The organism is Streptomyces sp. NPDC060031 (assembly GCF_042736805.1).
In the GTDB taxonomy this organism is placed as follows: domain Bacteria; phylum Actinomycetota; class Actinomycetes; order Streptomycetales; family Streptomycetaceae; genus Streptomyces.
The window spans coordinates 1-12,793 of record NZ_JBHWVM010000005.1 but is presented as its reverse complement, the minus strand read 5'-3'; the positions used below and the strand labels follow the sequence as shown (position 1 = coordinate 12,793).

General features: G+C 71.2%; 12 protein-coding genes and 1 rRNA gene. 8 read left to right on the top strand and 5 right to left on the bottom strand.

What is annotated here, in order from left to right:
• Positions 1-16 precede the first annotated feature (16 nt).
• Positions 17-808 carry a thioesterase family protein gene (locus ACFWB8_RS03165; RefSeq protein WP_385221687.1) on the bottom strand — a complete coding sequence of 264 codons (792 nt, stop codon included), beginning with the start codon at positions 806-808 and terminating at the stop codon, positions 17-19.
• Positions 809-859: 51 nt separating this feature from the next.
• Complete coding sequence (locus ACFWB8_RS03160; protein ID WP_385221684.1) at positions 860-1,468, bottom strand: LysE family translocator; 609 nt, start codon at positions 1,466-1,468, stop codon at positions 860-862.
• Positions 1,469-1,532: 64 nt separating this feature from the next.
• Here ACFWB8_RS03160 and ACFWB8_RS03155 point away from each other — a divergent pair, with 64 nt between their 5' ends.
• Together ACFWB8_RS03155 and ACFWB8_RS03150 are read left to right on the top strand one after the other, a co-directional pair.
• Entirely contained in the window at positions 1,533-2,114 is a 582-nt protein-coding gene (locus tag ACFWB8_RS03155) for a GNAT family N-acetyltransferase (protein WP_385221682.1), read from the top strand.
• Positions 2,115-2,131: 17 nt separating this feature from the next.
• On the top strand, positions 2,132-2,971 hold the full coding sequence (locus ACFWB8_RS03150) for a pentapeptide repeat-containing protein (RefSeq protein WP_385221679.1): 840 nt from the start codon (positions 2,132-2,134) through the stop codon (positions 2,969-2,971).
• Between the two features lie 239 nt (positions 2,972-3,210).
• On the opposite strand, the gene ACFWB8_RS03145 is transcribed toward ACFWB8_RS03150, so the two are convergent.
• A complete protein-coding gene (locus ACFWB8_RS03145) occupies positions 3,211-4,365 on the bottom strand; it encodes an alpha/beta fold hydrolase (protein ID WP_385221677.1) in 1,155 nt (384 codons plus the stop codon).
• Between the two features lie 451 nt (positions 4,366-4,816).
• Here ACFWB8_RS03145 and ACFWB8_RS03140 point away from each other — a divergent pair, with 451 nt between their 5' ends.
• The 6 genes from ACFWB8_RS03140 to ACFWB8_RS03115 all read left to right on the top strand — a co-directional run bounded on the left by ACFWB8_RS03140 (position 4,817) and on the right by ACFWB8_RS03115 (position 11,905).
• Positions 4,817-5,125, top strand: a complete 309-nt coding sequence (locus ACFWB8_RS03140) for a hypothetical protein (RefSeq protein ID WP_008742356.1) — start codon at positions 4,817-4,819, stop codon at positions 5,123-5,125.
• Positions 5,126-5,227: 102 nt separating this feature from the next.
• Positions 5,228-6,061 (top strand): hypothetical protein, encoded by an 834-nt coding sequence (locus tag ACFWB8_RS03135; RefSeq protein ID WP_385221674.1) that lies wholly within the window; start codon positions 5,228-5,230, stop codon positions 6,059-6,061.
• Entirely contained in the window at positions 6,051-7,388 is a 1,338-nt protein-coding gene (locus tag ACFWB8_RS03130; protein WP_385221671.1) for a hypothetical protein, read from the top strand. Before ACFWB8_RS03135 ends, ACFWB8_RS03130 begins: the two co-directional genes overlap by 11 nt.
• Positions 7,385-8,947 (top strand): SCO6880 family protein, encoded by a 1,563-nt coding sequence (locus ACFWB8_RS03125; protein WP_385221669.1) that lies wholly within the window; start codon positions 7,385-7,387, stop codon positions 8,945-8,947. The genes ACFWB8_RS03130 and ACFWB8_RS03125 overlap by 4 nt, the downstream gene beginning before the upstream one ends.
• Positions 8,948-8,966: 19 nt before the next feature.
• Positions 8,967-10,385 (top strand): ATP-binding protein, encoded by a 1,419-nt coding sequence (locus tag ACFWB8_RS03120; protein WP_385221666.1) that lies wholly within the window; start codon positions 8,967-8,969, stop codon positions 10,383-10,385.
• 2 nt (positions 10,386-10,387) lie between these two features.
• Positions 10,388-11,905 (top strand): type VI secretion protein, encoded by a 1,518-nt coding sequence (locus tag ACFWB8_RS03115; RefSeq protein ID WP_385221663.1) that lies wholly within the window; start codon positions 10,388-10,390, stop codon positions 11,903-11,905.
• Here the strand turns inward: ACFWB8_RS03115 and ACFWB8_RS03110 are convergent.
• Both ACFWB8_RS03110 and rrf read right to left on the bottom strand, forming a co-directional pair.
• Positions 11,902-12,468 (bottom strand): GNAT family N-acetyltransferase, encoded by a 567-nt coding sequence (locus ACFWB8_RS03110; RefSeq protein ID WP_385221661.1) that lies wholly within the window; start codon positions 12,466-12,468, stop codon positions 11,902-11,904. The two genes, ACFWB8_RS03115 and ACFWB8_RS03110, sit on opposite strands and share 4 nt — an antisense overlap.
• A gap of 71 nt (positions 12,469-12,539) precedes the next feature.
• Positions 12,540-12,656 (bottom strand): 5S ribosomal RNA (rrf, locus tag ACFWB8_RS03105).
• Between the last annotated feature and the right edge of the window lie 137 nt (positions 12,657-12,793).

Here is a 12,793-nt window from a genome sequence, read left to right as displayed (position 1 = left end):
GGAAGGCGGGTTGGAGTCAGCGCGGGGCCACGAACAGGCTCTGCGCGCTCCGCCCGATCGGGCCCTTCTCGTCGTGCAACCGCGCGTCCGCGAGGCCGATCCCGGCCGCGTCCACGCTCGTACGGGCCTCCACACAGGCCCACTCGCCGACCGGGTGGCGGTGCAGGTGGACGGTGAGGTCGCCATTGACGAAGACGTAGCGCCCGAAGTCCATGACCGCGCTGATGCCGTTGCCGGAGTCGGCGGCGATCAGCACACGGTCCAGGGGCTTGACGTCCTCACCGGCGATGAGCGGAACCTTCATCCGCATCCAGCAGGTACCCGGGCCCAGCGACACGAAGGCGCCCTCGGTGAAGCGGGTTTCCATGGCGGAGTGGTAACCGGTCTCCCACGGCACCGGAAAGAACGGCGTCACCTCCACCTCCCCCGGCGGCGGCAGCACCGGGCCCTCCGCCACCGCGGGCACGGGGTCGGACGCCACCCGGATGCGCAGGGCCCGCGCCAGCATCACGGGCGCGGCGCCCGCCGGCGCGAGGGCCGCCTCGACCACCTCGGTGCTGCGCCCGGCCCGCAGCACGCTGGTGGTGAGTTCCAGCGGGCCGATCGGCACCGGGCGCAGGATCTCGTACGTGATCCGGGCGATCCGCATGTCCTCGCGCGCACCCGGCCGCTCCTCGACGGCCCGCCCGAGCAGCGCGGCCGGCGGCCCGGCGTGCTGCGAGCCGGGGTCCCAGGGGCCGCGCGTGTACTCGGTGGCCTGGAACCGGCCCGTGTCGATCCGCTCGAAGAACGCCTCGGGAGTACCCATACCCCGCACGCTACCCACAGGTAACCGGCCCCGCCAGCCCCTCGGCCGGGGTCAGCGGGCGAACCCCAGGCCCACCCCGAGCCCCACCAGCACCGAGCCGATGGCCCGGTTCAGCGCCTTCTGCGCCTTCAGCATCCGGTCGCGCAGGCGGGAGTCGGAGAAGAAGAGCGCGACCGCCGAGAACCAGCCCAGGTGCGCCGCCGACATGAACAGCCCGTACCCGGCCTGCTGCCACAGCCCGGTCTGCGGGTCGACGACCTGCGTGAAGGTGGACACCACGAACAGCGTGGTCTTCGGGTTCAGGACGTTGGTCAGGAAACCGGAGCGCATCGCGCCCAGCGGGGTCTGCCGCGGCTTCGACTCCAGGTCCACGGTCACCTCGGCGCGCGTCCGGAAGGTGCGGATGCCGATCCACACCAGGTACGCGGCGCCGGCCAGCTTGATCGCCGTGAACAGCGCGGTGGAGGAGGCGATCAGCAGACCGACGCCGAGCATCGTGTACGAGACGTGGACCAGCACCCCGGCCGCGACCCCGGCGGCCGCGAACAGCCCGGTGGGCCGCCCGTAGAGGTAGCTGTTGCGGACCACCATGGCGAAATCGGCGCCGGGGCTGATCACGGCGAGGAGGGTGATGACGGCGACTGCGATCACTTCTGTCATGCGGCGATGCTCACCGGACCCCGCCATTCGATCAAGTCCCGCCCGGAATACGGATACTTGCCCCATGACCACACCGACGACCGACCCCACCGCCCCGGAGCCCATCCCGACGCCCATCGCGACCCCCATCCCGACCCCCATCCCCGCCCCGGGCGTGGCCCTGCGCCCCTTCCGCCCCGAGGACCACACACTCCTGCGCGACTGGATCACCACCGAGACCGAGCTCGTCACCTGGGCCGGCAACGCGTTCCGCTGGCCCCTGGACGACGCACAGCTCGACGCCTACGCCGCGGAGCCCGGCCGCCACATCTGGACCGCGGTCCCGGCGCTCGCCGCGCACGACCCCGAAGCCCGCCCCCTCGGACACGTCTCCCTCGGCGGCACCCGCCTCGGCCGCGTCCTGATCGCCCCCGAGGCCCGCGGGCAGGGCCTGGGCGGCGCCCTGGTCTCCCTCGTGATCGAACGCGCCTTCGGCGAGCTGGCCCTCCCGTCCCTCGGGCTCGGGGTCTGGGCGCACAACACCCCGGCGCTCCGCATCTACGAGAAGCTCGGATTCCGTACGGAGGAGGTCCTGGTGGACGTGGAGGAGGTCGACGGCGTCCCGTGGACCGCGGTCCAGATGCGGCTGGACTCCCCCGGCCGGTGACAGGCGACAATGTCCCCGTGTCCCACACCACCGCCTCCGCCGCCTCACACCCCGCCTCACACCCCGCCCTGCACGCGGACTGCGCCAACTGCTTCGCGCTCTGCTGCGTCGCGCTGCCCTTCGCCAAGTCCACCGACTTCGCCGTGAACAAGTCCGCCGGAACCCCCTGCAAGAACCTCCGGCAGGACTTCCGCTGCGGCATCCACACCGAGCTGCGCGACAAGGGCTTCCAGGGCTGCACCGTCTTCGACTGCTTCGGCGCGGGCCAGCAGGTCTCGCAGGTCACCTTCGGCGGGCGCGACTGGCGCACCCACCCCGGCACCGCCGGTCAGATGTTCGAGGTCTTCCCGGTGATGCGGCAGCTGCACGAACTGCTCTTCTACGTCACCGAGGCGCTCACCCTCCCCGATGCCCGGCCCGTCCACGCCGAGCTGCGCCTGGCCCTGGCCGAGACCGAGGCCCTGACCCGGGCCGACGCGGAGACCCTGGCCCCCTTCGACGTCGGCGCGCTGCGGCAGGGGATCAACGCCCTGCTGCTGAAGACCAGCGAGCTCGTACGGGCCAAGGTGCCGGGCCGCACCAAGAACCACCGCGGCGCCGACCTGATGGGCGCCCGCCTCTCCGGCGCGGACCTGCGGGGCGCGAACCTCCGCGGCGCCTACCTGATCGCGGCCGACCTCAGCCGCGCCGACCTGCGCACGGCCGACCTGATCGGCGCGGACCTCCGCGACACCAACCTGCGCGGCGCGGACCTCCGCGGCGCCATCTTCCTCACCCAGCCCCAACTGAACGCAGCCCAGGGCAACACCACCACCCGCATCCCCACCCCCCTCACCCGCCCCACGCACTGGACCTGACCCCACCCCAGGCGCCATCCCCCCGCGCCCCTCCAGCCCGGCCCCGCAGCTCTCCCCGGCCGCCGCTGCAGCTGGGCGGCCGCTGCCGGCCACCCCTTGGCACCGGCGGCCGTCGCCCTACCCGCCGGGCCACCCCCACCAGCCCCGCCGGCGTTCGAGGCGCGGGGCCTGGGGCGGAGCCCCAGCAACGGCGCCGCACCCGTGCACACCCGCCCGGCAACCGGCACCGGCACCGACCCTCACACCCGCGCCAAAAACCCCCGTACCGCCCCGCCAAACCCCTCCCAATCCCCCGCGTGCACCACATGCCCCGCCGGCAGCTCCACCAGCCGCACCCCCGGCCGCCGCAGGGCCATCTCCCGCGCGTGCTCCGCCGACAGCACCCCACTGCGGTCCCCCCGCACCAGCAGCGTCGGCTGCCGCACCGCCAGCCAGTCCGCCCAGTGGTCACCGTTGAGCCCGCGCTGGGACTCCACCATGTCCTCCGGCACGAAGGCCGTGCCCCACCCGTCGGCGTACTCCCGCAGCGACCCCGCCAGGAACGGCGCCGCGCTCCCCGTCCCCGCGAGCAACGCCTCGCGGCTCGCCGCCCGCCTCGGCCAGCCCAGCGCGAAGGACAGGTCGTCCTCGACCACCGCGCCTATGTCCTCGACCACCACCGCCCGCACCAGCTCCGGCCGCCGCGCCGCGAGCTGGTACGCATTGACCCCGCCCAGCGAATGCCCCAGCACCACCGCCGGCCCCAGCCCCAAGTGCTCCAGTACGGCCGCCGCGTCGGCGACATAGCCGTCCCGCGAGTACTCCGCGGCCCGGTCGGACTCCCCGTGCCCCCGCTGGTCGAGCGCGATCACCCGCCACGCGGGACCCACCTCCCGGGCCAGCCGCTCGAAGGCCGACCCGTCCTGGAAGTGCCCGTGCAGCGCGAGCAGCGGCGCCCCCGGCCCTCCGAAGTCCGTATAGGCCAGCCGCCGCCCGTCGGCGGTCTCCAGCACCCCCGGCAGCGGCCCCAGCCTGTCGATCACCCGCTGCCGCAGCAGCTGGTACTCCTCCCAGCGCCTCGACAGCCGCCCGTACGGCCGCTTCACGACCCGCCCCGGCGTCACCGCCTCACCCCGCCGGAACTGCTCCCGCGTCAGATCGATCCGTATGCCCCCGGGCAGCACGTTCCACCAGTGGTAACCCTCCTGCCGGCCGTCGAGGAACACCTCACCCACCACGAGGTCGCCGCCCACGATGTCCTGCACGACCACCGCGGTGATGTCACAGTGCCCCCAAGCCGGATTCTCGGCAGTCCAGGGCAGCTGCGAGATGTCGGCGGGCTCAGAGGTCTCGGCCGACCATCCCGCCCGGATGGCCGCCTCGACATCGGCAAGGCTCCACGGAGTCATCGTCATGTCCCAACCCTGCCGCACCCCACTGACAACGGCTCCAGCACCGGGGACCGGCATCAGGGCCTTGGCCTCCCCAGGCAGGGGAGCACGCCCCGGCGTACGACATACACATGGAATGACTGAAGGAATGTCGGACACGTGTCAGCGAGTTGGCCGAACGACACGCACCCCCGTTGCGCCGAACGGCCCCGCCTCGATCCGCCCCCCGTACGCCGGGACGACAATCATTGCCCGGGGTCACCCTCCGTGATACACAGAGTGACCCCAGGTTCTTTCCCGGACAGACCACCCCACGCCCAGGTCAGAGGACACGGGCGGGGCGCGGGCCGGGAGATCGGGCAAAGAGAGCCGCCAAGTCGACGTACGGCGGCGGTTTCATCAGCGAAGATAGTGCGTGACCCCTGCCGTCGGGCACGGGCTATTCGGAACTACCCATACAGGGGCGGTGAGTTAAATGATCCTGGCAGCCGAAAAGGGCGACATCACCACCATCATCGGCGGAATCGCCCCGAATTGGGGGCCGTTCGGCAGTCTCGGCAACGAAGCGAAGGTCATGATCGAGGTGGTCATGGCGGTCGCGATCCTCCTCTGCCTCGGCATCGCCATCTGGGGCGCGGCCAAGCAGCGCATCGGCGCGACCGCGCTGCGCGACACGTTCAGCGCGGAACAGGGCAAGGGCCTGATCGTGGCCGGCCTGACCGGCGTCTTCATCATCGGATCCCTCGGCACCCTGTTCACGATCGTCTACGGGATGGCCGTCTAGCCGGGCCGGTCCCCGGACTCCGGACCTGATGAGGACTCACCACGCCGCGCGTGCGCGGGAACGAGCACTACCGTCGTACGAGGCGGAGGGGGCGGACACGGAATGAGCAACGACGACCAGTACGGCGGCGGCGCGGGCCACGGCGAGGTCGGCGGCACGGGCCAGACCCGTACCCGCCTCCCGGAATCCCCCTCCGACCCGTACGGCTCCCCCCGCCGCACCCCCCGCGCCTCGCGAGGCCTGGTCACGGTGGTCGGCGTGGTGGTCCTCCTGATCGCGGCCATCGCGTTCGCGAACCAGTCCTCCGACACCCCCACCACCCCCGCCTCGAACAAACCCCCGGCCACCACCCCCACCTCCGCCACAGGCGTCCCCCCGGTAACGGACAAATCCGCAGGCATCCCCAAGGGCTTCGCGCGGTCTGAACAGGGCGCTCAGTCGGCCGCCGCCAACTACTCCGTGGCGCTCGTCTCCGCTGAAATCCTCAAGCCCCAGGCGCGGCGTCAGATCGTCCGACAGGTCTTCGTGACGGACAAGGTGTCCGAGCTCGAGGCGCGGCTCGATCAGGCCTACGGCAAGGCTTTCCTGGACCAAGCCGGGCTGGATGCCAACGGAAACGCCGTTCGTGGGCTGACCTACATCTCGAGAACGGTGCCTGTAGGCACCAAGACGGTGAACTACTCCGAGGCCACAACGACGATCGAGGTGTGGTGCACGGGCGTTTTCGGCACCGCGGGCATCGGCTCGAACAACCCCGTCAGCAATGACTGGTTCACCATGATCCTGACCCTCAGGTGGGCGGAGAACGACTGGAAGGTCGAGAGCTTCGCCCAGAAGGACGGACCGGCCCCGGTCAACACGGACCGGTTGGCATCGACGGCGGAGGAGATCTCCAAGGCCGCAGCGGAGTTCGGAGGGTTCACCTATGCCCGGTAACCGCGCACTCCGCGTCTCCGGAGCCCTAGCTGCTATCCAGACGACAGTGGTTCTAGTCTCGGCCCGCGCCTTCGCAGCGCCCAATCCCACGCCGTCGCCTTCGCCGTCTGCCTCGCAACCAAACGACAACCGGTGCGACTTGATCGTCGGCCCGGCCAAGGACTACTGCGAACGCGGCCAAGGCGCAGCCACCGGCGGAGCCCCCCGCACCGGCCTGGCCCCCAACGACCCCGCCGACGCCCTCAACCCCCTCGCCTCCCTGGCCAAAGGCTGCGCCGACGCCGCCGCCTGGATCGTCACCGAGCTCAGCAAGGCGGTCAACGGCTCCGCGAACGTCGACTTCACCAACGGCGCCTTCCTCAAGCAGTACTCCATCGTCTTCGCCGCCTCCACCATCCTCACGCTCGTCCTCTGGCTCTTCGCCGTCGCCAAGCGCGCCATCCGCGGCGTCCCCTTCACCACCGCCATCTCCGAAGCCGTCGGCTTCCTCTGGCTCACCGTCCTCGCCTCCGCCTTCACCCCCCTCATCCTCTACACCGTCGTCTCCGCGACCGACGGCGTCACCGAGGTCATCGCCTCCGCCAGCGGCGGCCAGACCGACGTCTTCTTCGGCTCCTTCACCGAGGCCCTCAAAAAGGGCGACTCCATCGGCGGCGGCCCGATCATGCTGATCGTGGTCTCCCTCGTCACCGTCCTCGCCGCCGGCATCCTCTTCCTCGAGCTGTTCATCCGCGCCGCCCTGCTCTACGTCGGCGCGCTCCTCGGCGTCGTCGTCTACGCCGGGCTCGTCGACCGGAACCTCTGGGGCCACGTCCGCCGCTGGGCGGGCATCATGATCGCCGTGATCCTCGTGAAGCCCGTGATCGTCATCGTCCTCGGCCTCGCCGGGGCCCTGGCCGGCGAAAAGGGCCCGAACGCCTTCTCCGCCGTCGTCTCCGGCCTCGCGATCATCCTGCTGGCGATCTTCGCCTCCGCGATGATCTACCGCTTCGTCCCCGGATTCGGCGACGAGATCGCCTCCGCCCGCGCGGGCCGCAGCTCGGCCACCGACGGCGCCCAGGCCGCCGCCGTCATCAGCTCCCCCGCCTCCCTCGTCTCGCAGGGCATCAAGACCCACAGCAGCCGCGGCAACCACCGCGCAGGCGACGGCGGCGGCGCGAGCAGCGCCCCCCGCCCCGCCAATCCGATCTCCGGAGGCGTGGCCGCCCACAGCAGCCGCCCGTCCTCCGGCGGCGGAGCCGGCGGCGGATCTGTCCCCTCCGCCGCACCCCCGCCCCGCACGAGCTCGCGTACGAGTACGAGGAACACAGGAGGTGACGGGCGTTGACGACCCAGTCCCACCAGATCCACCCGGTCGCGCCCCGCCGCACGTATCTCATCGGCCGCGCCCGGCCGAACGCGATCGTGGGCAAGAACCGCGAGACCGGCGAGATCGCCCTGATCATCGCCGGCGCGTTCCTCGGGATGATGAGCGGACTGCTCGTCCCCGGCCTCACCCTGCGCATCGTCACCCTCGCCGGGTTCCCCGTGCTCGCGCTCGCCGCCGTGTACGTCCCCTACAAGGGCCGCACCTTCTACCGGTGGTTCGAGATCAGCCGGAGCTACAAGCGGACCCTGCGCCGCGGTACGACGTACCGCTCGACCGCCATGGAAGCCGGCGTCCGCGGCTCCGACGGCCGCGAGGTCGAGGTCGGCCCGCCCCCCGGCATCGGCCGCATCAACTGGCTCGCCGCGCCCTTCGGCCCCGACGAGATCGCCGTACTGCTCCACGCCGACCGCAGAACCGTCACCGCCGCCATCGAGATCGAAGGCCCCGGCGTCGGCCTGCGCGACAGCGAGGACCAGGAAGCCCTCGTCGACCGCTTCGGCACCCTCCTCAAGCACGTGGCCAACGGCGACGGCTTCGTCACCCGCATCCAGATGCTGGCCCGCACCCTCCCCGCCGACCCCGACGCCCACGCCAAGGACGTCGCCCAGCGCGGCGACACCCACGCCCCCGGCTGGCTCCGCGACTCCTACGACCAGCTCCAGTCGATGGTGTCCACCTCCTCCGAGCAGCACCGCGCCTACCTCGTCGCCTGCATGCACTTCACCCGCGACCTGGCCGCCGAAGCCGTCACCATCGCCCGCGCCGGCACCCCGCACAAGGGCCGCAAGCTCGACCGCGACGCCGGCCTCGCCATCGTCATGGCCCGCGAGCTCACCGACATCTGCGCCCGCCTCGCCGAGGCCGACATCCGCGTCCGCCAGCCGCTGGGCCAGGGCCGGCTCTCCTCCCTCGTGCACTCCATGTACGACCCGGACCACCCCATCGACCACATCCAGGCCATGACCAAGCGCAACGCCTGGCCGGCCGAACTCGACGCGGTCGAACCGACGTACCTCCAGGCCAAGACCCGCGAATCCTCCACCCGCGCCCCCTGGTGCCACGCCACGGCCTGGGTGAAGGAATGGCCCATGACCCCCGTCGGCGTCAACTTCCTCGCCCCGCTCCTCGTCCACACCCCGGACGTGATCCGCACGGTCGCCGTCACCATGGACCTGGAGCCCACCGAGGTCGCCATCGAGCGGATGCTCACGGAGAAGACCAACGACGAGGCCGACGCCTCCCGCGCCGCCAAGATGAACCGCACCGTCGACCCCCGCGACATCGCCGCGCACGGCCGACTCGACCAGAGGGGTGAAGATCTCGCCAGCGGTGCGGCCGGAGTCAACCTCGTCGGGTACATCACGGTGTCCTCGCGTTCCCCCGAAGCCCTCGCCCGCGACAAGCGCACGATCCGCGCCTCCGCCGGCAAGTCCTACCTGAAGCTGGAGTGGTGCGACCGCGAGCACCACCGCGCCTTCGTCAACACCTTGCCGTTCGCCACCGGCATCCGACGCTAGCTGGAGGGAAGTGCCGCCCATGCGAGATCCCATGTCCGCCCTGACGGACGCCTTCACCAGCTTCCTCTTCGGCAAAGTCGAAACCACGCGCCTGCCCGTACGCACCTCCACCGGGCAGGCGCAGGCCGTCTACCTGCCCACCGCCGCCCCCGGACTCGGCGACTCCGGCGTCATCATCGGCCGCGAGGTCTACAGCGGCAAGGGCTACATCTACGACCCCTTCCAGCTCTACGGGCAGCAGCTCCCCGCCCCGCACTGGCTGGTCCTCGGCGAATCCGGCAACGGCAAGTCCGCGCTCGAGAAGACGTACGTCCTGCGCCAGCTGCGCTTCCGCGACCGCCAGGTCGTCGTACTCGACGCCCAGGGCGAGGACGGCGTCGGCGAGTGGAACCTGATCGCCCAGCAGTTGGGAATAACCCCCATCCGCCTGGACCCCGTCGCCGCCAACGACGACGGGATCCGCCTCAACCCCCTTGACCCGGCGATCACCACGACCGGCCAGCTCGCGCTGCTGCGGACCATCATCGAAGTCGCCATGGGCCACGGCCTCGACGAGCGCTCCGGCTTCGCGCTCAAGGTCGCCCACGCCTACGTCGTCGACACCATCCGCGACCGCCAGCCCGTGCTCACCGACATCGTCGAGCAACTGCGCCACCCCGAGCCCGAATCGGCCCTGGCGATGAACGTCGACATAGACGATGTACGGGCCTGGGGCCTCGACGTGGCGCTCGTCATCGACCGCCTCGTCGACGGCGACCTGCGCGGCATGTTCGACGGCCCGACCACCGTCGGCATCGACCTCGACGCCCCGCTGATCGTCTTCGACCTGTCCCACATCGACCGCAACTCCATCGCGATGCCGATCCTCATGGCCATCGTCGGCGTCTGGCTGGAACACACCTGGATCCGCCCCGACCGCAAGAAGCGCATCTTCCTCGTCGAAGAGGCCTGGCACATCATCAACAGCCCCTTCGTGGCCCAGCTGTTCCAGCGCCTGCTGAAGTTCGGCCGCCGCCTCGGCCTGTCCTTCGTCGCCGTCGTCCACCACCTCTCCGACGTCGTCGACGGCGCGGCCGCCCGCGAGGCCGCCGCCATCCTCAAGATGGCCTCCACCAGGACCATCTACGCCCAGAAGGCCGACGAGGCGCGCGCCACCGGCCGTGTCCTCGGCCTGCCCCGCTGGGCCGTGGAGATCATCCCGACCCTCACCCCGGGCATCGCCGTCTGGGACGTCAACGGCAACGTCCAGGTGGTCAAACACCTGATCACCGAGGCCGAACGCCCCCTCGTCTACACCGACCGCGCGATGACCGAATCCTCGGCCCAACACCAACTCCCCGACGACCTGCTGGCGGCCGAACTGGAGGCGGAGGAGCGGGCCCTGCTCATCGAACGCCACCGCAACGGCGGCCCGGGGTCCGCGACCACGGTGGCATGAGCATGTACGACGCACGAGACGCCCGCCGTACGGAGGGCCCCGCACGCGGCGGCATCCCGGACGGGCTGCTCATCGCGCTGCTGGCCTTCCTCCTCGGCCTCGCGGTCCTGGTCTGGACGGCCACCGGCCTGGCGGCCCTCTTCTCCAAGGGCGCCTGGCCGGACAGCGTCACCTTCACCCGCACCCCGGGGGCGGTACGCGCCCTGATAGGGCAACCCCATGACCTCCCGGGCGCCTGGCCGGACACCGACCCGGCCGCGCTGTCGGGCTGGGGCCTGTTCTGGGGCCTGTTCATCAGCCAGCTGCTCGTGATGTTCGTGCTGACCGTGTTCTGCATCGGCGTCATCGCCCGTACGAAGTCCCGCCGCGCGCTCGCCAAACAGCCCGCCCCGGACGCCGTACCGGCCCCCGCACCGGCACCGGCACCGACGCAGCCGGCGCCCATGCCCGAACCCGTCCCGTACGAGCCCCCGCACCCGGCCCCCGTACCCACAGCCGCCCCGGCCCCGGCCCTGGCTCCGGCGGACGAGGCCTACCGCTACGGCTTCGGCTACGCCCCGGCAGCCGCCCCCGTACCCACGTCACCGGCCGCGGCCGGTGCCGCGCCACCGCCCCGCATGGCCTACGCCGGCCCCTCCGGGCGCCACCGCCTCGCCGCGCAGGGCATCGCCGCCGCCGAAGGAGCGGTACTGGTGGTCACTTCCTCCCCCGCCCTGTGGGCCGAGACCAAGGACGCCCGCGCCAAACTCGGCCCGGTCCTCCTCTACGACCCCTCCCACCTGTGCGACACCCCGGCCCGCATGCACTGGAGCCCGGCCGAGGGCTGCGCCGACCGCGACGCCGCGGCCGCCCGAGCCGTCGCCCTGCTGGCCCCCGTCCGCCCGCAGGCCCGTATGGACGCGGCCGTCGCCGACACAGCGGAAACGCTCCTGCGCAGCTGGCTCCAGGCAGCCGCCCTCGACGCCCGGCCGTTCAAACAACTGCACCGCTGGGCCCAGGGCAACAGCGCCCAGGACCCGGTCCGCATCCTGCGCACCCACCCCCAGGCAGCCCCCGGCGCCGCCGGGGAACTGGAGAACGCCCTCACCGCCCACCCGGAACGCCGAGAACTGGCCCAGCACCTGACGGCCCGGGCCCTCTCCTGCCTGACCTCGATCCACATCCGCGAGGCCTGCAACCCGAACCGAACAGATTCGCTCACGTTGGCATCGTTCGTCTCCGAAGGGGGCAGTCTCTACGTGGTGGGTGAACCGATCGAAGATCCGCGGACCCACCCGGGTGCGATGCCCTTGCTGACGGCGCTCGCCTCTGACGTGGTCGAGCACGGCCGCCGCATGGCCGCACGGTCATCCCACGGTCGGCTCGACCCACCAGTCACGCTCGTCCTGGACGACGTGGCCGCCGTGGCCCCCGTCCCCCAGCTCCCGGAACTCCTCCAGGACGAGACGCTGCCCCTCCTCGCCCTGTGCCGCAGCCGCGAACAGGCCCGCTCGCGCTGGCCGGAGGCGGCCCTCCCCTAAGGCCGGGCGAGCACGTACTCCAGCTCCTGGGCGGACGGATCCGCTGCCATGGGCACCCGCACGCCGCTGTCCTGGAACCCGATGCGCCGGTAGAAGGCCTGGGCCCGCTCGTTGCGCTCGTGCACGTAGAGCCGGACGCGTTCCAGCGCGGGATCCTCCAGCGACCAGGCCCACTCCAGCCCGGCCCGGAACAGGTCCTCGGCCAACCCGGCGCCCCGCCGGCCCTCGCGCACGAAGACACCGACGACGTGCCCCTGGGTCGTCTCGATCTCGCGGTCGAGGAAGTCGGTGCTCCCCCGCTCCTCGACGAGCACGGCCACGGTGCCGTCCCACACCCCGTCGGGCCCGACGGCCACGAACTGCCGCACGGCCCGCCCGGAGGCAGCGCCGGCGGTCCGCTCCTGCCAGAAACTGTCCGGCCGGGCCTCGGCGAGTTCCGCGGTGTCGAGGAAAGCGATGGGTGCCACGGGATCGTGGAGCGAAGCGATCCGCAGCTCCTTGACCTGCTCCCATTCATCGGCCCGGACGGGACGTATCAGGTACTGGTTCTGTTCTGCGCTCATGCCGGGGATCCTAGCCCTGAACGCAGAAAAGCCCCGCACCATTAAAGGTGCGGGGCTTTCCCACAATGATTGTTCGGCGGCGTCCTACTCTCCCACAGGGTCCCCCCTGCAGTACCATCGGCGCTGAAAGGCTTAGCTTCCGGGTTCGAAATGTAACCGGGCGTTTCCCTAACGCTATGACCACCGAAACACTATGAAGTTAACCAACCGGATATGGACACAGTTCGTTACTTCAGAACTAACACAGTGGACGCGAGCAACTGAGGACAAGCCCTCGGCCTATTAGTACCAGTCAGCTCCACCCGTTACCGGGCTTCCACATCTG